A 19,459-nucleotide genomic window follows, 5' to 3' on the forward strand; every position below is an offset into this window, starting at 1 on the left:
GGTATCACGCCGCGGGCGCGCCGCAGCACGCCAGCCCGCCGCGAGCGCCATGGGGCCGGGTCTTGCAAGGCGCCTCGCGACGCAACCCCGGCGGGTAATGCGAGCGACCCTGGAGCCAGTCATGCGGATTGTTCACAAATCGACATTTCGGAAGCGCCTCGCGGTGGCCTCCCTGTTCCTGGCGGTGCTCGCCGTCATGACGTCCGTCGTCGGCTGCCAGCGCTACGACGTGCTGGTCGAGAAAGATCAGATCGCGGCCCAGAAATGGTCCGATCTCGAGGCGAATCTCCAGCGGCGCTACGACCTGGTCCCGAACCTGGTGGCCGTCGTGAAGGGGTCGGCCAAGCACGAGGAGCAGACGCTGGCGAGCGTCGCCGAGGCGCGCGCCCGCGCGACCAGCGTCCAGCTCAACGCCGACGATCTGACGGATCCGGAGAAGGTGCAGGCCTTCCAGAAGGCGCAGGAGCAGCTCAGCGGCTCGCTCTCGCGGCTCCTCATGGTGCAGGAGCAATACCCTGATCTCAAGGCGAACCAGGGCTTCCACAGCCTCCAGGTCCAGCTGGAGGGGATCGAGAACCGGATCCTCCGGGCGCGCGAGGAGTACAACCAGGCGGCGCGCGAGTACAACGCGGAGCTCCTGAAGATCCGGGGCCAGGTGGTGAACAAGGCGACGGGCCAGCCGTTCAAGCCGCGCGTCTATTTCACCGCCTCTCCCGAGGTCCAGTCGGCGCCGAAGGTCTCGTTCTGATGAGGGGCGCGGCGATGCGCCGGGTCGGCGCGAGCGGGGCGCGGCTGCGCGCCGCGGCCAGGGCCGTCGCGGCCGCGTTCGCGCTGGTCTGCGCGCTCGTCGCGCGGCCGGCCCTGGCCGACTTCACGCCGCCGGCGCTCACGGGGCACGTCGTCGACACCGCCGGGCGGCTCGATCCGCCCGACCTCCGCGCTCTCGACGCGAAGCTCGATCGCATCCGCCGCGAGACAGGGTTCGAGATCGTCGCCTTCGTGGTCGGCTCCCTCGAAGGCGAGACGATCGAGGACGTCGCCTACGAGGCCTTCAACACCTGGCAGCTCGGCCAGCGCGGGGCCGACAACGGCGTGCTCCTCGTGATCGCCCCGAACGAGCGGCGCGTCCGGATCGAGACGGGCAAGGGCGTGGGGGGAGCGCTCACGGATCTCCAGTCGAACGACATCATCCGGCAGACCATCAACCCGCTGCTCAGGCAGGATCGATTCCGCGACGCCATCGACCAGGGAACGGCGGAGATCGCCAGGACGCTCGTCGCCGGGACACCCGAGGAGGAACGGCGCCCGGCGCCCGACGCCCGGCCGGCGCCCGCTCCGGTCTCGCCGATCAAGGTCGGCGTGACGGTCGTCGCCATCGTGGCGGCGCTCGTGCTCGCGCTGATCTCGCCCTCCTTCCGCTGGTTCCTGTGGCTCGTCCTCCAGGCGATCCTCTTCCGAGGCGGCGGCGGCCGCAGCGGCGGCGGCGGGTTCGGTGGTGGCGGCGGCGGTCGCTCCGGCGGGGGCGGATCCAGCGATAGCTACTGAGCCGCTGCGCGCCGCCTCTTCACCCTGTGCAGGACGGATCGGGCCGATCGGTCGGCGTCCGCCCGGGCGTTTCGATCGGCCGCCGTGCTCACCCCTGGCGTGACCGGGCGGACACACGCGACATCGACGCCGGCGCGGCGCGGCGCGGCGCGGCGCGCGTCGAGTCGAGTCGAGTCGAGTCGAGTCGACTCGAGCCGAGCCGAGCCGAGCGGAGATTCCAGGGCGCGCGCGATCTCCCGCTGCGCGCTGACCAGGCGACGCTACGCTCTCGTCATGGCTGCTGCCCTGCGCCCTGTCTTCGTCGTCGACGCTGTCCGGACCCCGATCGCCCGTTACGCCGGCGCCCTGGCGACGGTCCGCCCCGACGACCTCGCGGCGCACGTCCTCGACGCGCTCGTGCGTCGCAATCCTTCGCTCGCGCCGCGCCTCGATCACGTCGTCTTCGGCGCGACGAACCAGGCCGGAGAGGACAACCGCAACGTCGCGCGCATGGCCGCGCTGCTCGCCGGCCTCCCTTACGAGGTCCCGGGCGTCACGGTGAACCGCCTCTGCGGCTCGGGGCTCGAGGCGGTGGCCGACGCCGCGCGGATGATCGCCACCGGAGAGACCGACTGCGCGATCGCGGGGGGCGTCGAGAGCATGACGCGCGCGCCGTTCACGATGCCCAAGCAGGCCGAGCGCTTCGAGCGGAGCGCGCCGACCGTCTACGATACGACGCTCGGCTGGCGCTATCCGAACGCGCGGATGGCCGCGCGGTTCGAGCTCCAGTCGATGGGGGAGACGGCCGAGAACGTGGCCAAGAAGCACGGCATCAGCCGCGACGAGCAGGACCGGTTCGCGCTCCTCTCCCACGAGCGCGCCACGCTCGCCTGGGAGTCGGGGGGCTTCGCCGCCGAGGTGGTGCCCGTGCTCGTCCCCCAGAAGAAGGGCGAGCCCGTCCTGTTCGAGCGCGACGAGGGCGTGCGCGCCGACGCCTCGCTCGAGGCGCTGTCGAAGCTCAGGCCCGCCTTCCGCGAGGGCGGGACCGTCACGGCGGGCAACTCGTCGCCCCTCAACGACGGCGCCGCGGCCCTCCTGCTCGCCTCGGGCGACGCCGTGCAGGCCGCCGGCGCGACGCCGCGCGCGCGGGTGATCGCGACGGCGACCGCCGGGGTGGATCCCAACCTCATGGGGGAGGGGCCGATCCCGGCCGTGAAGAAGCTCCTCCAGCGGACCGGGCTGCGCGTCCCCAACGTGGACCTCTTCGAGCTCAACGAGGCGTTCGCGGCGCAGGCGCTCGCGTGCTCGCGCGCGCTCGAGCTCGACCCGGCGCGCGTCAACGTCCGCGGCGGAGCGATCGCGCTCGGGCACCCGATCGGCTGCTCGGGCGCGCGCATCGCGTGCACCCTCGTGCATGCGATGCGCGCGCGCGGCGCCAAGGTCGGGGTCGCCTCGCTGTGCATCGGCGTCGGTCAGGGCATCGCGACGCTGTTCGAGCGCGCGTGAGGTCATTTCGCCGCTCGTCCGCGGCGCCAGATGAGATAAGACCGCCGCAGCAGAACGCAGGAAGGGGGGCCCGCGGCTCACCTCCCTCGGCTGACGCCGCCGCCTCGGCGGCCAAGAACTGACGGCGCCGCCTCGGCGGCCAAGAAAAGGAGAAGGCCTGATGGAATTCCCCCCGATCAACGTGCCCGGCACCGGCAAGCTCCACGCCCGGCTCAAGACCTCGCTCGGTGACATCACGGTCCGGCTCGAGGAGGAGGGCGCCCCCAACACGGTCAAGAACTTCGTCGGCCTCGCCACGGGCACCATCAACTGGACCGATCCGAAGACCGGCCAGGGGATGCAAGGGACCCCCTGTTACGACGGCGTCCGCTTTCACCGCGTGATCTCAGGGTTCATGATCCAGTGCGGCGACCCGCTCTCGCGCTACCCGGACAAGGCGCAGCTCTGGGGCACGGGCGGCCCCGGGTACAAGTTCGCCGACGAGTTCAACCCCGCGCTGAGGCACGAGGGCGCCGGCGTGCTCTCCATGGCCAACGCCGGCAAGAACACGAACGGCGCGCAGTGGTTCATCACCGACGGGCCGACGCCGCACCTCGACAACCGCCACACGGTGTTCGGCAAGGTCGTGAGCGGGCAGGACATCGTGAACCGCATCGCCAACGTGGCGACCACGCGCGATCGGCCCAACCAGGACGTCGTCCTCGAGCGCGTCGAGATCTTCCGGCAGTAGGCGCGCTGCGCGCCGCGCGGCGCCGTTCAGCGCCACGCGGCGCCGTTCAGCGCCGCGCGGCCAGCGTGGTGCTCCGCTCGTTCAGCGGGCGCAGCAGACCGTGATCTTGTCGTCGCCCTCCTCGACCTCGCCTCCGGGGTCGCCGCCGCGCGGCTGGCAGCTGCCGCTTCCGGTCACCTCGATCGACACCGAGGCGGCGGGGGGCGGGTCGTCGACGCAGGCCCCGTTGAACGGCACGGTCTCACCGGGCCCCCGGCAGCGGCTCTGCTCGAAGAGCGTCAGCGTCGCCGCGCAGCGCACGCCGCCCGTGTCGCACGTGCACCGCGTGCAGCCGCGGTTGTCGACCATCGAGCCCGCGAACACGTGTCGTTCGCCGAACCCCTCGGGGCAGCTCCGCTCGCCGTCGCGCCAGACGCAGGCGCCCTGCTCGAACGGCGCATCGATCGCTCGCGGGGCGCAGGCCTCGCCGGCCTCACATCCGCCGGCGTCCGACCCGGGGGCGCACACGAGCCCCTCGATACCGAAGCGCGGCGGCGGCAACGTCGCCTCGCCGCCCGACGGAGCGCACGTCGCCGAATCCACGTCGGGCGCTTCGCCGCTGTAGCTGCCGATCTGGACGTCGCCGCCGATGTTGATGCAGTCCTCGGTCTGCACCGGCAGCGTCGCGCCCCCCCCGCCACACGCGCCACGCGTGTACACCGTGACCGCGGGCGCCTCGCACGCCACGGCCGGCGCGCCGCACGCGCACGGGCTGCAGGTCGCGGGTGTGCCGAGGGGATCGCGGCCGCCCACGTCCACCCGCTGGGAGAAGCCCTCGGGGCAGGCGACGTCCGCTGCCTCGGGGCCCTGGTACAGGAGGCCGGGCCCTTGCCAGTCCTCGGGCACGGCGACGCAGGTGAACCCTCCGCAGTCGTCGTCGGCGCAGTCGACGGCGCCATCGCCGTCGTCATCCTCGCCGTTGGTGCACCGCTCGCCGCCGCCGGCGGCGCCGCCGCTGCTGCTGCTCGTGGTGCTCCCGGCCGCCGTCTGGTTTCCTCCAGCTCCGCCGGAGCTGCTGGCCCCGCCGGAGCTGCTAGCCCCGCCGGAGCCGCTCCCGGACGGCCCCGGGAAGAGATCGGGATCGAACTGGTCGAAGTCCTGGGTGCAGGCGCTCGCCGCGAGGAGAGCGACGAGCGCGGTGACGCTTTGGAACGCAGAGCGGCGCAACACGACCTCCGGGATCGGCGGGCTTCGCCTCGGTTCGAAGGAGCCCGACCGACGGTACCACGAAGCGCCCGCCCGCACGGCGAGCTCCGCGGCCGGCAATCCCGGCGACCCTTCGCCCCGTCCGAGGCGCGCCTGCTGCGGCGCTCCTTGCTGCGCCGCGCCCCGTGCGCTGCGTCATCCGCCCGGGAGCGCGCGGGGATCGCCCGACCAGAGCGATGTGAGCGTCTCGAGCTCCCGCGCGAGCTCCTCGGCCGCCTTGTGAGCGAGCCGCGCACGCTCTGCGACGAGCGCCTCGATGACGGCGGCGCGCGCGTCGGGCGCAAGCTCCTCCGCCCTCCTCATCTGCGCGAGCGCCTCGTCGGCGTCGTGCAGCTGGCCGAGGCGGCGCTGCATCCGTGACGCGGATTTCGCGGCGCGCTCGGCGCGCTCTCCGAAGAGCGGCGAAAACGTCTCCGCGGAGTAGCGCAGCCGTTTGAAGCGGATCCGGAGCGCGTGCATGGCCGCGCCGTCGCCCGGGTCGCTCGCGGCGAGCGCGCGCACGTCGTCCAGGGCATCACCGATCGCTCGCCTCGCGAGCGCCTCGGCGCCGCGCTTCCTCGCTTTCCGGCGCGAGATGCGCCGCTCGAGGCGCGCGAGGTGAGGCTCCAGCCGGAGCCGCTCGCCCGCGGCCGGCGCGTCGGCCTGGGTTGCGCCCATGTCGCCCGCGGCCGGCGCGTCGGCCTGCGTCGCGCCCGCGTCGTCCGGGCGATCCTGCCGGAGCAGCTCGACGATGTGGGCCCTCGCCTCGCGCTCGCGGCGCGCGCGCTGCGCGACCCATCCCGCGACGGCCGCCCGGGCCGCCTCGCCCAGCTCGAGCGCGGTGAGCGTCTCGCGCAGCACCTCCTCGTCGCGCAGCGCGCCGGTCGCCCGCGCGAACTCACGGAGCCCTTCGGCCACGGGGCGGAGCCGCCTCCTGCCGTAGATGCGCCGCGCCGGCCTGAGCAGCGTCCGGAGCCGGCGAAGCGAGACCCGGAAGTCGTGCACCGCCTCCGCGTCCGGCCCCGCGCTCTCGCCCTGCTCGCTCGCGGCCGCGACGCGCCGCGCCTCGGCGCGGACGCGCTCGATGTGGGAGAGCAGCACCGGACCCAGGAAATCTCGCGCGGAGAGCCTCGCGCCGCCGCCGCCGCCGCCGCCGGCGCCACCGCCGCCCGAGGGCGGGGGGCTCCCCTCGCGCGGCGTCACAGGCGCGTGAGCGCCACCGTCACCAGCGGGCGCCTCCCGAGCTTCGCCTCGAGCGTCCGGCGCGCCGCGAGCCGGGCGATCTCGATGATGTCGTTGTCGCGGCGCCGCGCGCGCGGCTCGCAGTCGTTCACCGCCTGCGCGACAGCGCGCGCCGCGGCCCTCAGCGCGCCGCCCTCGAGCTCCCCGGTGACCCCGCGGGCGAGGACCTGCGGCGGCGCCGCGAGGGCGCCGTGCACATCGACGACGAGCGACACGAAGGCCACCCCGGAGCGACCGAGGTTCGCTCGCTCCCGGAGGACCTCCTCCCCGAGCTCCTCGCCGCCCGCCGTCGCCACCCGGCCGGTGACGGCCCGGCCGCTCCGGCCGAGCGGCTGCGTCTTGCCGATCTCGACGACGTGGCCGTTCTCGGCGACGAGCACCTCGGCCACGCCGCGCTCCCGCGCGAGCTCCGCGTGCCGCGTCAGGTGGTGCAGCGCGCCGTGCACGGGGAGGAAGCTGCGCGGCTGGGTGAGGTCGATCATGCGCGCCTGCTCCGTACGGTGCGCGTGCCCGCTCGCGTGGACGCGCCGATCCGTCGACCACGTCACGAGCTCGACGCCGAGGCGGAGCAGCCCGGCCATCATGTCGACGACCGGGCGGTCGTTGCCCGGGATGACGCGGCTCGAGAGCACGACCCGATCCCCCTCTTCGAGGCGCAGGAGCGGGTGCGTCCCCGAGGCGAACCGCGTCAGCGTGGAGGCCCGCTCGGCCTGCGTGCCGCTCGCGATGACGAGGAGCCGCTCGCGCGGCATCGAGGAGGCGACCTCGGGCGGGACGAGCAGGTCGCTCGGCCACGGGAGCCTCCCCACGGCCTGCGCGGCCCGCACGTGCGTCTGCACGCTGCGGCCGAGCAGGCAGATCTTGCGGCGCGCGCGGATCGCGGCCTGACCGACGGCGAGGAGGCGCTGGACGTTCGAGGCGAAGACGCCGACAACGACGCGCGCCGGCGCGGTCTCGACGAGCTCCGCCAGCGCGTGGGCGACGGCGCGCTCGCTCCCCGCCTCGCCGGGCGAGTCCACGTTGGTGCTGTCGGACAGGAGCAGCCGGACGCCGGCGTCGCCGAGCGCGCGGAAGCGGGCCTCGTCGGTCGGCTCGCCGTCGAGCGGCGTCGGGTCCAGCTTGAAGTCCCCGGTATGGACGACGAGCCCCGCGGCCGTGTGGATCGCGAGCGCCGTCGCGTCGACGATCGAGTGCGTCACCCGGAGCGGCTCCACGACGAAGCCGCCGATCGCGACCTCGCGCCCGACCTGCGTGGGCAGCAGGCGCACCTTGTCCTCGAGCGCGTGCTCCGCGAGCCGGTAGCGCACGAGCTCCAGCGCGTGCGGCGGGCCCCAGACGGGGACGTCGAGGTGGCGCAGGAGGAACGGCAGCCCGCCGATGTGATCCTCGTGGCCGTGCGTCAGCACGATGCCGCGCACCTGATCGCGGAGCGCGAGCACGTGATCGAAGCGCGGGTGGTACACGTCGACGCCGAGATCCGTGCTCGGGAACGTGACCCCGCAGTCGATGAGCAGCAGCCCATCGGCCTGCTGGAGCGCGAGGCAGTTCATCCCCACCTCGCCGAGCCCTCCGAGGGGCACGAGCCGCAGGGTGGACGGCGGTGGCAGGGGGAGCTGGCTCGGGGCGGGGGCGCTCTGCTCGGGATGCACGTTCGGTGGAGGGGCTCTGCCACCCAGGGCGCCGGGGGCCTACGGCCCGCGGCTTGCTGAGCTGGTCTGAAAGAGAGAGGACGACTTCTTCAAGACGTAACCCACATCGGCTCGCCGTCCCCTTCGAAACTTGGAGCGACAGTGTAGCCACAGGGTGGGCCCTTGCGTCACGCTCTCTCTTTCCAGTTCCAGCGCCGGGGCCAGGCGAACGCCGACCTCACCACCGGATCTCGTGCCGCGCGGACCGGTTCCTGCACCCTGTCTCCCCCCACCCTCGTGACCGCCGGCGGACGTCGAGCCGCCTCTCCGTCGCCCATCCCCTGATTCCGAGGAGCCTCCGGTGATCGCTGCCCTGCTCGTCAATCTCCTCCGCCTGCTGCTGCTCCCCGTCAGCGCGCTCCGCTGGGCGTTTGCTGCACCCCGGGGCGGGTATGTCGTCCTCGAAATCGACGGCCGCGTGGTCGACCTGCAGCCCCCCCGGGTCCGCCTCGCGCTCCCGTGGCGCCGGAGGAAGAGGGCTCCGCTCTCGGTGGAGCGCGTCCGCGAGCTCGGCAAGCACCTGATGAGGGATCCGCGCCCGGCGGGGCTGCTCCTCCGGATGCGGTCGGTGCACGCGGGGCCGGCGGTCGCGGCCTCGCTGCGGGACGCGCTCCTCGAGATCCGGGCGGGGGGCAAGGACATCGTCGCCTACCTGCCGATGGGCGCCGACACGACGATGCTCCTGCTCGCCTCGGCCGCGCGGGCCATCGTCGTCGGGCCCGAGACGATGGTGTCGCCGCTCGGGTTCGCGGTGGAGGGCCGCTACGTGCGCCGCGCGCTGGAGCAGGTCGGCGTCGAGCCCGAGGTGTTCGCGAAGGGGATGTACAAGAACGCCGGCGAGGTGCTCGTGCGGGACACGATGAGCGCCGCGCAGCGCGAGCAGGTGGGCGCCCTGCTCGACGGGCGCCTCGGGGACCTGACCGCGGCGCTCGCCCAGGGGCGCCGCGTCGATCGCGAGACGGCCGCGCTGTGGATCGACGAGGCCCCCTTCGGCGCGGAGCAGGCCGTCGCGCGAGGGATCGTCGACGCGGTCGCGTACGAGGACGAGCTCGAGCACATGCTCGCGGCGGGGTCGCTCCCCTGCGCGACCGCCGCGCCGCGCCGCGCCGAGATCGGCGCGGAGAACGCGGACCGCGCATCGGGTGGAGGAGGCGGAGGCGCTCGCGCTGCAGCGCGGCATTCGAAGAAGCGCCTCGTGTCGGCGGACCGCTACCTGGGCGCGCGGCGCGCGCTCTCGATGACGCCGGTGTGGCCTCGGCCCGTCCTCGGCGTCATCGAGGTGCACGGCGCGATCGTCAGCCGCGCCCGCTTCCGGGGCGCCTCCCTGGCCAGCGAGGAGCGGCTCGTCGCGAGCCTGCGCGCGGCGCGGCAGAACCCGCGCGTCCAGGGGGTCATCCTCCACGTCGACTCGCCGGGCGGCTCCGCGCTCGCGTCCGACAGGATCCACCACGAGGTCACCCGCCTCGCGGAGGTGAAGCCCGTCGTCGCGTGCCTGTCGAACGTGGCGGCGAGCGGCGGCTACTACGTGGCGGCGGCCGCGCACGCGATCGTCGCGCAGCCGCAGACGATCACGGGGAGCATCGGCGTCGTCTCGGCGCGCTTCGCGCTCGGTCCGCTGCTCGAGCGCCTCGGCGTCTCGACCGACGTCGTGAAGCGCGGCGCGCGGGCCGACCTGTTCTCGCCGTCGCGCAAGCTCGACGCGGGGGAGCGGGCGGTGGTGGAGCGCGAGCTCGACGCGATCTACGCGGCGTTCCTCCGCGTCGTCGCCCGCGGCCGCCGCCGCCCTGTCGAGGAGATCGAGCCGCTCGCGCAGGGGCGCGTCTACAGCGGCGCCGACGCGCAGGCGCGCGGCCTCGTCGACATGCTCGGCGGGTTCGAGCGGGCGCTCCACGAGCTGCGCCAGATGATCGGGCCCAAGGCGGCCGCCATCGAGCCGGCCATCGTGCGCGCGTCGCGGTACATCCCACCTCCACCGCTGCTGCCGGCGCCGGTGCCCGCGCTGCTCGAGCTCGTCGGGCTCCGCGGGATCGCCCAGGAGGTGGCGCTCGCCATCCACTGCGAGGGCGAGCGGGTGCTCGCGTACTGCGCGGAGGCCGACGACCTGGACTAGCTGGCGACGGCCGGGCGGGCCCCAGCGCGCGCCCCGCACGCGCACACGCCCACGCGCACGGCTTCTGGAAGAGCTGGTGGTTGGTTGGGTGCATTCCCGGGAAGAGGCGGATTTTCTCGCGGGAGAAGCTGTGCGTAATCTGTGCGCCCGGTGGGTAGCACCTGTTCAGAACTGATCACGGATCGCTAGGAATCCCGTACCGGACAGAGAGGCCCTATATGTGGGCCCTGTTCGGAGGGAGATCCCAACATGTAGCGGTTCTCCTTGACGCACGGACCGTTCGCGAGTTTGGATAGCAAGCGGTCAGGCGCTCCCGCATGTCGGCGCACGCCTTTCAGGCATGGCACCTGAAACTATGCTCACTGGTCTGAAGACGGAACGTTTGAGCAGGTAGTAGGGGGGAAGCGACGAGACCTGTGGAGATCGAGGCGATGAGGCCTCGTCGTTCTCCAGGGAACTCTTTGTGCTTTCGGTAGGACCCGGGTCACCGCCAGGTGCGGTGGTTCACAGGAGGACTTGGAAATGGCCCAGTCGGCAGTTGTGGGTGACGGCGGTAAGCTCCCCGCCGGGAACGGCAAGATGACGGCACGGACGAAGGAAGAGGGGGGGGCTCGTCCGGTGACCGGGGGGGCCGTCAAGGCGCAGGTCGACGGCGCAGCCTCGAAGAAGGGCGCCAAGAAAGGCGCCTCGCGCCCCCGCGGGCTCGGGTTCGACCGGCGGTTCACGCACCGGGCCGCGGATCCGCTCGATGAGGTCACCTGGGAGCGCCGATCGAGCGTCATCACCAACCCCGACGGCTCGGTCGTCTTCAAGATGGAAGGGGCCGAGATCCCCGCCGGCTGGTCGCAACTAGCGACCGACATCGTCGTCTCCAAGTACTTCCGCAAGGCCGGGATCCACGGCAAGAAGGAGCTAGGCGAGACGAGCGTGCGCCAGGTCGTCCACCGGCTTTCGCGCACCATCCGCGAGGCGGGTGAGCACTTCGGTGGCTACTTCGCCTCGGCGAAGGACGCGGACACCTTCGAGGCGGAGCTCGCCTACCTGCTCGTCCACCAGTACGGCGCGTTCAACTCGCCCGTCTGGTTCAACTGCGGGCTCTACCACCGGTACGGCATCGAGGGGTCGGGCGGCAATTTCGCCTGGAACGAGGCCTCGGCCGACGCGGGCAACGGGAGCGCCAACGGGAAGGCGTCGGCGGCTCGAACGAACGGGGCGGGCGCGGTCGACGACATCGTCGAGACCCGGAACGCCTACGAGCGGCCGCAGTGCTCCGCGTGCTTCATCCAGGCGGTCCAGGACGACCTGATGAGCATCTACGACCTCGTGAAGAGCGAGGCCCGGCTGTTCAAGTACGGATCCGGGACGGGGACGAACTTCAGCGCGATCCGCGGCAAGCAGGAGAAGCTCTCGGGCGGCGGGACGAGCTCGGGGCTCATGAGCTTCCTCGAGGTGTTCGACCGCGCCGCCGGCGCGACGAAGAGCGGCGGTACGACGCGGCGCGCCGCGAAGATGGTCTGCCTCGACATGGACCACCCGGAGATCGTCGACTTCATCCAGTGGAAGGTCCGCGAGGAGAAGAAGGCGATGGCGCTCATCGGCGCGGGGTACCCCTCCGACTTCAACGGCGAGGCGTACCACACGGTGAGCGGGCAGAACTCGAACAACTCCGTGCGCGTGAGCGACGAGTTCATGCGCGCGGCGGCGACGGGCGCGGCGTGGGAGACGCGCTCGCGGACGACCGGCGAGGTCGTCGACACGCTGAGCGCCAAGGATCTCTGGCGCCAGATCGCCGAGGCGGCGTGGGGCTGCGCCGATCCGGGCGTGCAGTACGACACGACCATCAACCGCTGGCACACCTGCCCGAACACGGCGCGCATCAACGCATCGAACCCGTGCTCGGAGTACATGTTCCTCGACGACTCGGCCTGCAACCTGGCGAGCCTGAACCTCACCAAGTTCCTCCGCGAGGACGGCTCGTTCGACATCGAGGGCTACCGCCACGCGGTGCGGGTGTTCTTCGTCGCGCAGGAGATCCTCGTCGACTTTTCCGCGTACCCGACCCGGGGCATCGCGAAGAACTCGCACGACTACCGCCCGCTCGGGCTCGGCTACGCCAACCTCGGCACCCTGCTCATGCTGCAGGGCATCCCGTACGACTCCGATCAGGGGCGCTCGGTCGCGGGCGCGCTCACCGCGATCCTCTGCGGCCACGCCTACCGGGTCTCGGCGGAGATGGCCGCCGCGAAGGGGCCGTTCGCCGGCTTCGCCAGGAACCGCGAGCCGATGCTCCGGGTGATGGGCATGCACCGGGACGCCGCCTACGCGATCGACCGCGACCGCTGCCCGGAGTCGCTCTGGCGGGCCGCGTGCGCGGACTGGGACGATGCGGTCCGGATCGGGCAGGAGCACGGCTACCGCAACGCCCAGGCGACGGTGCTCGCCCCGACCGGCACCATCGGCCTGCTGATGGACTGCGACACGACGGGCATCGAGCCCGACTTCTCGCTCGTGAAGTTCAAGAAGCTCGCCGGCGGCGGCTACTTCAAGATCGTGAACCAGTCGGTGCCCGAGGCGCTCCGGCGGCTCGGCTACCCCGAGGCCGAGGTGCAGGAGATCGTCGCCTACGTCTCCGGCACGAACACGCTCCTGGCGGCGCCGCACGTGAACCGGGCGTCGCTCAAGGCGCGGGGGCTCACGAGCGACGACCTCGCGAAGGTCGAGGCCGCGATCCCCGGCGTCTTCGATCTGGATCTCGCCTTCGGCCCCTGGATCCTCGGCGAGGAGGCCTATGACAGGCTCGGCGTCTCCAAGGAGTCGCGGGCGCGCTTCGGCTTCTCGCTGCTCCAGCACCTCGGCTTCTCGGCCGCGGAGATCGAGGAGGCGAACGAGACGATCATCGGCCGCATGACGGTGGAGGGGGCGCCGCACCTGCGCGAGGAGCACTACGCGGTGTTCGACTGCGCCAACCGCTGCGGCAAGAAGGGCCGGCGGTACCTCGCGCCGATGGCGCACGTCCGCATGATGGCGGCGGCGCAGCCGTTCCTGTCCGGCGCCATCTCGAAGACCGTGAACCTGCCGAACGACGCGACGGTCGAAGAGGTGCAGCGGATCTACGAGGAGGGGTGGCGCCTCGGGCTCAAGGCGGTCGCGCTCTACCGCGACGGCTGCAAGGCGTCGCAGCCGCTCTCGTCGACCTCGAGCTCGAGCGACGGCAAGGAGAGCAAGGGCAAGGCCGACAAGGCCGAGGCCCCCGCGCCCGTCGTCCAGGCAGCGACCGCGCTGGCGCGCCCGCGCTCGCCCTCGGCGGCGGCGCCCGAGCGGTTCCGCCTGCCCAGGAAGCGCAAGGGCTTCACGCAGGAGGCGCGCGTCGGCGGGCACAAGATCTACGTCCGAACCGGCGAGTACGACGACGGGACGCTCGGCGAGATCTTCATCGACCTCCACAAGGAGGGCGCCGCGTTCCGCTCGATGATGAACTGCTTCGCGATGGCGGTGTCGATCGGGCTCCAGTACGGCGTGCCGCTCGAGACCTTCGTCGAGCAGTACACCTTCACCCGCTTCGAGCCGCAGGGCATCGTCGAGGGGCACGACTACGTGAAGATGTCGACGTCGATCGTGGACTACCTCTTCCGCGTGCTCGGGGTCGAGTACCTGAACCGCTACGATCTCGCCCACGTCCAGCCGGTCAGCTCGGCCATGGAGGACCCTGTCGAATCGCGGGCGCAGGAGAGCGGCGCGGTGTCGTTCTCGCCAACCTCGCCGGTCGCGGCGGCGCTGGTCGAGGGCGGGGGTCGGGCGGCGAGCGCGCTCGACGCGCAGCTCGAGGACATGATGGGCGACGCGCCGGTCTGCGACGGCTGCGGGCACATCACCGTGAGGAACGGGGCCTGCTACAAGTGCCTCAACTGCGGCAACAGCATGGGATGCAGCTGAGCTGCTACGGGCGGGGGTGGGGGTGACGAGGGAGGGGCCGGCGGGGGGCCCTCCCACGAACTCGCGCCTTTTGGTGGCTATTGCCTCGTGAACGGGGGGAGACGGATCTGAGGGGCTTCGCTGCGATGCGGGCCGGCGCTCGGATTCGTGGGGCCCTCCCCCGCCGGCCCCTCCCTCGTCACCCCCACCCCCGCCGACTCGGGGGGGAAGGGGGGAAGGGGAGGGTGGGGGCGATCGCGGAGCGGTTGGAGGGAGCAGGCGCGGGTGCGCGGCGGGTGAGGCCGTACGGGCTTGTACTCGGGCCGCCGTATGGATGCGCTCGGAGAAGCTCTGTAGAAGACGAGGCATGATCCGGTCGCGTTCGGCCATCGCCTTCGTCGTTGTTGCCTGCAGCATCCTGTCGAGCTCCTGCCGGAAAGAAGAGGCAGAGCCGGAGACGATCCCCACGCCTGCGCCGACGGTCGCGCCCGTGGCAGCCGATCCGGTGCCGGCGGCGACGCCGACGACGGTGGCGACGCAGGAGCCGGCGGCGGGGCAGGAGCCCGCGGCGGCGGCTTCCGCCGAGCCCGCGGCGACAGCAGATGCTGGGGCGGCAACGGCCGAGGGGGCGACGGGGGCGACGGGGACGACGGCGCGGGGGGGAGGTGCCTCCATCCAGGCGTGCTGCACGGCGCTCCACGCGGTCGCCACCAAGTCGGGCAAGTCGCCGGAAGCCAAGTCGAAGGCGGCGACGGCATCGCATCTCTGCGCCGGGATCGAGAAGCTCGTGAAGAGCGGGAAGACGCCGCGCGCCAAGGCGCTCACACAGATCCGAGCGAGCCTCGCCGGGACCACGCCGCCCGCCGAGTGCAACTGAGCCGGGTGGCCCGGGCGACGTCTCGTCCCGGGTTGCGGCGCCCCATCCCGATCCGGCGATCTCGAGCGCCGGAAGCCTGCCCGGCCATGGAGGGCGCGCGGCCGGACCCTGTACCCTGCGCGGTTGCGCGGCGTTCGTCCGCGCCGCGACGGCGCCCGCCGTCGCGCGTCGACCCTCACGGGAAGGAGCTTTCATGCCCTCGAAGCTGGTCACCGATCGTCAGAAGAGCGCCAACTCCGTCGTCGCGTCCGGCGAGGCCCACGCCGGCCGGATCGCCGCGGCGCTCGAGGCGCTGCTCTCTCCGCACCTGCGCAAGGGAGAGAAGATGCCAGACCTCTCGCTCTTCACGCACATCGTCGCGCGCGATCGCGAGGTCGGCTGACACGGACCCGCGCGCGTCACGCCGACCTCCGCATTGAGGACGGGGGACCTCCCGTGAGACGCTCGAGAGCGTCATGGCCAAGGTCACCGCCCTCCACATGGACACGATCACGGAGAAGTCGGGCCACCAGATGACCGGCATGGCCGTCAGCGTGTGCCTGACGCCCGCGGCGCCGAGTCCGCTGCCGATCCCCTATCCGACGATGGGCACCGTGGCCGAGGGGATCATCGATCCGTGCATGCGGACCAAGATCGAAGGGGCGAAGATCCTCACGGTCGGCGGCTGCATGAAGGCCTGTCACGGCAACGAGCCAGGCACGCTCAAAGAGGTTGTCAGCCTCAACACGGGAGGACCGTGCTTCCCCTGGCTGGGCGCGCCCAACGTCCTCATCGAGCTCGGCATGGCCGGCATCACGGGCAGCATGGGCCAGATGAACAAGAGCATCACTGTCGGCGCAGGCGCGAGTGCGAGCAACGCCGCGGGCGGGGGCGGCGGGGGCGGCGGGGGCGGCGGGGGCGGCGGCGGTCCGGGCGGCGGCGGCCCTCAGGGCCCAAGCAACGGCGGCGGGGGCGGCGGGGGCAGCAGTCAGGGCGCGGGACCGCCGAGCCCACCCGCGCCGCCGTCTGCGGACGGCCAGGCGTCTGCGGGGCACCCGGTCGACGTCGTGACAGGGGCCATGTACACGAACCCGGTCGCAGACGTCGAGCTGCCGGGGCCCCTGGTCGTGACGTTGGAGCGAAGCTATTCGACCGCGGCGGTGCGGCACCGCTGCGGCATGGGGTGGGGGTGGTCGCACGATCTCGCCTGGAGCGCCCGGCGCCGCGGCGACGCGCTCGAGCTGACGTCGCCGGGCGGTCGCACCCAGGTGCTCTCCTGGCCCGCGCAGGATCAGGTCCTGCTCCTGCCGTTCGGTGTTCGCGTCGCCGCCGTCGGAGAGGATCTCCTCGTCGAAGACGATGACGGCTTCGTGCGGGTGCTGCGCCGCGCCGGCCCGGAGGAGCGCTTCGCGCTCGTCGAGCTCCGCGACGCGTTCGGCAACAAGGCCACCCTGGAATGGCGAGGCGATGAGCTCACGGGCATCGTCGATGCCGTCGGGCGGCGCGCCCGGCTCGAGCGCCAGGGAGCCTTCGCCTGGTGGGAGGTGACCGCGACCGACGAGCATGGCACCCCGCACACCCGCCGCGCCGTGACCTACGAGCTCGACGGCGCGGGCGATCTCGTGCGGGTCATCGACGCGGGCGGCGCCGAGATCCGGTACGAGTACGACGAGGAGCACTACCTCATCCGGGAGATCTTGCCCGACGGGCTCGCTTTCCGCTTCAGGTACGAGGCGATCGACGGCGTCAGGCGGTGCGTCGAGACGTGGGGCGAGATCGCCGGCCGCGACGTGCTCGCGGAGCTCGGCGTGCCCTCCCTCCCGGGCGCCCGGGGCATCCACCACGCCCGGCTCTCGTACGACACCGCCCTGCGCAGGACCGTGGTCATCGACGGCGAGGGCGCGACCCACACCTACACGGGCAACGCGCTCGGCCTCGTGACCTCCTATGTCGATCCGCGCGGCCACGCGCGCACCTACACGTACGACGCGGTCGGCAGGCTGCTCTCGATCCGCGACGGCGGCGGGCGGACTACGCGGCTGTCGTACAACGCCGCGGGGCACCTCGCGAGCGTCACCGAGCCCGGCGGCGCGACCTGGCGAGACGCGGTCGACGAAGAGGCGCAGGCCATCGTCCGCACGCGGCCCGACGGGAAGAAGACCCGCACCACGTACCGGAGGGGCGTCCCGACCGGGAGCGTCGACTGGCGCGGCCGCGAGCACGCCCTCGAGTGGGACGCGCACGGCCTCGTGCGGGCGTCCACCGGGCCGGACGGCGCCGAGCTCACGTACGACTACGACGCGCACGGCAACCCGCTGCGGGTCGAGACGCCGGCCGGCGACGTCTACGAGTACGTCTTCGATCTGTTCGGGTGCCCCGTCGAGGCGCGCACCCCGAAGGGCGGCGTCTATCGATTCGCGTACGACTCGCGCTTCGCGCTGGTGCGCCTGGAGGAGCCGAACGGCAACGTCCAGGAGCTGGAGATCGACGCCAGCCGCCGCGTCACCGCGCGCTCCGACGCGAGCGGGATCACCAGGTACCGCTATGTCGCCGGCGCGCTCGTCGAGGTGGTGCGCCCGGACGGCAGGCGATTCCGGCTCGGCTACGACGCGCTCCTCCGGCTCCGCTGGATCGAGAATGCCGCGGGCGAGCGCCATGCGCGCGACTACGACGGCTGCGGCAACCTCTCCCGCGAGACCTCGTTCGGCGGCTCGAGCACGGCGTACGAGTACGACGGATCGAACCACCTCGTCCGGACGACCCACGCCGACGGAACGTGGGTGCGCTACGAGCGCGACGGCGCCGGTCGCGTGACGAAGCTCGAGACCTCGGGCGGGCTCGTGGAGGAGCTCCAGTACGACGCGCTCGGCCACCTCACGCGCGCGCGGAACGCGGACGTGATGGTCACGTTCGAGCGCGACGAGGACGGCCGGGTCGTCCGGGAGGTCCAGGAGGCCGCCGGGTTCGCGTTCGCCGTCGCACGCCGCTTCGACGACGCGGGCCGCGTGCTGGAGCGTCGCTATGCGACGGGGTGGTCGGTCGAGGTGCACCGGCGCGAGGAAGATGGCGCGCCGGCGTCGCTCGAGGTCGCCGCCACCGAGGCGGACGGGCTCGCCTTCGAACGGGACGCGCGCGGCGAGTCGCGGCGGAGGCGGCTCGACGGGACGCGCGCGCTCGTCTGGTCGCGCGACGTCCAGGGCATGCCGGAGAGCGTCGCCATCCTGGACGGGCGGGGCGAGCCCGTCCGGACGCGCGCGTGGACCTGGAGCCGGGTGGGCCCGGTCGCGGCGGTCGAGGACAGCGAGCGCGGCGCGCGCCGGTACGACCTCGACGTCGAGGGCAGGCCGCTCCGCCTCCACGGCCTCGGCGCCGACGAGCAGTTCGCGTACGCGCCCCAGGGGACCCCGGTCCCGTCGCGCGGCCCCGCGTGGTCAAACGGCGGGGACGGCCGTCCCCTGCGCGCGGGCGGCGCCGAGATCCAGTGGGACGCCCGCGGCCGCCTCGCGGGCCGCGCCGGCCAGGGGCCGCTGCAGACCTGGCGCTACCAGTACGACGAGCGCGACCGCCTCGTCGCAGCGATCCGCGGCGACGGCCTCGCCGTCCGTTACCTCTACGACCCCCTCGGCCGCTGCGTCGCGCAGGCGCACGGCAATGGCGAGAGCACCTGGTTCGGCTGGGATGGCGAGAGCCTCGTCGAGGAGCGCCCGACGAGCGGCCCGTCGATCCAGCGCGTGTTCGACGACGACGGCTTCACGCCGCTCCTCGAGGCGCGCGACGGCAAGGACTGGCGGATGGTCGTGACGGACGCCGCCTCCACGCCGTGGCTCTACCTGCACCGCGACGGGCGCGCGTCGGAGATCGATCTCGGCGCCTTCGGCCGCGTCGCGCGCGCGACGGGCGATCCGGGCGCGCTCCGGTTCGCCGGGCAGCGCGCCGACGCGGTGACCGGCCTGCACTACAACCGCCACCGCTTCTACGACCCGGCGACGCACGTCTTCCTGACCCCCGACCCGCTCGGCCTGCTGGGCGCGCTGCAGGAGATCGGGTTCGTCCCCAACGTCACGATCTTCATCGACCCTTCCGGGCTCACGACGATCGTCGTGGGCGCGCCGGCCGACGCGACCATCCAGCAGCACGTCGCCCTTCTTCAGGGACAGCATCCGGGCGCGCGCGTGCTTCGATACGATCAGCTCACGCCGGGCAGCCTGGCGCGAGAGGATCACGTCATCGTATCGACGCACGGCGCGCCCAACCTGGTGGAGTGGGGCAACGGGTACATCGACGGCCGCCAGCTCGGGCAACGGCTCACGGCGGCGGGGTTCCGCGGCCAGAAGCGGGGGCGAAAGCGGCGCGTCGAGCTGTCCGCGTGCAACAGCGCGACCCCGGCGGCTGGCAACGGGCCGAGCGTGCTCCAAGCGGTCGCGGACGAGACCCGGGCGATCGCGAGCGGCGCGCGCTCGGCCAACCCGGCCGCGACCTACGCGGGCACCACGTCCGCGGGGCCGGGCGGCCACGCATGGGGCCCGGGCATGATGGCGCCGAACTGGACGGGCGGAACGACGCCGTACGTGCATCAAGGCACCTGGGTCGAGGCGCGCCCCGGCCGGCAAGGGGGCCGCGGCCGGCGCCGGCGCTGATCAGCCCGGAGCGAGGAGCGAGACGAGCTC

12 protein-coding genes are annotated in these 19,459 nt (G+C 72.9%); 9 read left to right on the forward strand and 3 right to left on the reverse strand.

What is annotated here, in order from left to right; genetic code table 11:
* Positions 1 to 121 precede the first annotated feature (121 nt).
* The 4 genes from WMF44_RS02150 to WMF44_RS02165 all read left to right on the forward strand — a co-directional run bounded on the left by WMF44_RS02150 (position 122) and on the right by WMF44_RS02165 (position 3,760).
* Positions 122 to 748 (forward strand): LemA family protein, encoded by a 627-nt coding sequence (locus WMF44_RS02150; RefSeq protein ID WP_437297458.1) that lies wholly within the window; start codon positions 122 to 124, stop codon positions 746 to 748.
* Positions 748 to 1,545, forward strand: a complete 798-nt coding sequence (locus tag WMF44_RS02155; RefSeq protein ID WP_437297459.1) for a TPM domain-containing protein — start codon at positions 748 to 750, stop codon at positions 1,543 to 1,545. Before WMF44_RS02150 ends, WMF44_RS02155 begins: the two co-directional genes overlap by 1 nt.
* A 273-nt stretch (positions 1,546 to 1,818) precedes the next feature.
* Positions 1,819 to 3,030 (forward strand): thiolase family protein, encoded by a 1,212-nt coding sequence (locus WMF44_RS02160; protein WP_437297460.1) that lies wholly within the window; start codon positions 1,819 to 1,821, stop codon positions 3,028 to 3,030.
* Positions 3,031 to 3,190: 160 nt separating this feature from the next.
* Positions 3,191 to 3,760, forward strand: a complete 570-nt coding sequence (locus WMF44_RS02165) for a peptidylprolyl isomerase (RefSeq protein ID WP_437297461.1) — start codon at positions 3,191 to 3,193, stop codon at positions 3,758 to 3,760.
* 81 nt (positions 3,761 to 3,841) lie between these two features.
* Here WMF44_RS02165 and WMF44_RS02170 read toward each other — a convergent pair whose 3' ends face one another.
* From WMF44_RS02170 to WMF44_RS02180, 3 genes are all read right to left on the reverse strand, one after another.
* A complete protein-coding gene (locus WMF44_RS02170; protein ID WP_437297462.1) occupies positions 3,842 to 4,966 on the reverse strand; it encodes a hypothetical protein in 1,125 nt (374 codons plus the stop codon).
* 174 nt (positions 4,967 to 5,140) lie between these two features.
* A complete protein-coding gene (locus WMF44_RS02175) occupies positions 5,141 to 6,187 on the reverse strand; it encodes a CHAD domain-containing protein (protein WP_437297463.1) in 1,047 nt (348 codons plus the stop codon).
* A complete protein-coding gene (locus tag WMF44_RS02180) occupies positions 6,184 to 7,875 on the reverse strand; it encodes a ribonuclease J (protein ID WP_437297464.1) in 1,692 nt (563 codons plus the stop codon). The genes WMF44_RS02175 and WMF44_RS02180 overlap by 4 nt, the downstream gene beginning before the upstream one ends.
* A 340-nt stretch (positions 7,876 to 8,215) precedes the next feature.
* Between WMF44_RS02180 and sppA the strand changes: the two genes are divergently transcribed.
* From sppA to WMF44_RS02205, 5 genes are all read left to right on the forward strand, one after another.
* Positions 8,216 to 10,024 (forward strand): signal peptide peptidase SppA, encoded by a 1,809-nt coding sequence (gene sppA / locus WMF44_RS02185; RefSeq protein WP_437297465.1) that lies wholly within the window; start codon positions 8,216 to 8,218, stop codon positions 10,022 to 10,024.
* A gap of 522 nt (positions 10,025 to 10,546) precedes the next feature.
* A complete protein-coding gene (locus WMF44_RS02190; RefSeq protein WP_437297466.1) occupies positions 10,547 to 13,957 on the forward strand; it encodes a vitamin B12-dependent ribonucleotide reductase in 3,411 nt (1,136 codons plus the stop codon).
* A 346-nt stretch (positions 13,958 to 14,303) separates the two neighbouring features.
* A complete protein-coding gene (locus WMF44_RS02195; protein WP_437297467.1) occupies positions 14,304 to 14,813 on the forward strand; it encodes a hypothetical protein in 510 nt (169 codons plus the stop codon).
* A 193-nt stretch (positions 14,814 to 15,006) separates the two neighbouring features.
* Positions 15,007 to 15,195 carry a hypothetical protein gene (locus WMF44_RS02200; protein WP_437297468.1) on the forward strand — a complete coding sequence of 63 codons (189 nt, stop codon included), beginning with the start codon at positions 15,007 to 15,009 and terminating at the stop codon, positions 15,193 to 15,195.
* 73 nt (positions 15,196 to 15,268) lie between these two features.
* A complete protein-coding gene (locus WMF44_RS02205; protein WP_437297469.1) occupies positions 15,269 to 19,429 on the forward strand; it encodes a PAAR-like domain-containing protein in 4,161 nt (1,386 codons plus the stop codon).
* Positions 19,430 to 19,459 lie beyond the last annotated feature (30 nt).

This window comes from Sorangium sp. So ce426 (genome assembly GCF_051475585.1).
Taxonomy (GTDB): Bacteria; Myxococcota_A; Polyangia; order Polyangiales; family Polyangiaceae; genus Sorangium; species Sorangium cellulosum_B.

Coding starts and splice junctions, on each gene's coding strand:
- WMF44_RS02150 (WP_437297458.1), top strand. CDS start 122: ATGCGGATTGTTCACAAATCGACATTTCGGAAGCGCCTCGCGGTGGCC.
- WMF44_RS02155 (WP_437297459.1), top strand. CDS start 748: ATGAGGGGCGCGGCGATGCGCCGGGTCGGCGCGAGCGGGGCGCGGCTG.
- WMF44_RS02160 (WP_437297460.1), top strand. CDS start 1,819: ATGGCTGCTGCCCTGCGCCCTGTCTTCGTCGTCGACGCTGTCCGGACC.
- WMF44_RS02165 (WP_437297461.1), top strand. CDS start 3,191: ATGGAATTCCCCCCGATCAACGTGCCCGGCACCGGCAAGCTCCACGCC.
- WMF44_RS02190 (WP_437297466.1), top strand. CDS start 10,547: ATGGCCCAGTCGGCAGTTGTGGGTGACGGCGGTAAGCTCCCCGCCGGG.
- WMF44_RS02195 (WP_437297467.1), top strand. CDS start 14,304: ATGATCCGGTCGCGTTCGGCCATCGCCTTCGTCGTTGTTGCCTGCAGC.
- WMF44_RS02200 (WP_437297468.1), top strand. CDS start 15,007: ATGCCCTCGAAGCTGGTCACCGATCGTCAGAAGAGCGCCAACTCCGTC.
- WMF44_RS02205 (WP_437297469.1), top strand. CDS start 15,269: ATGGCCAAGGTCACCGCCCTCCACATGGACACGATCACGGAGAAGTCG.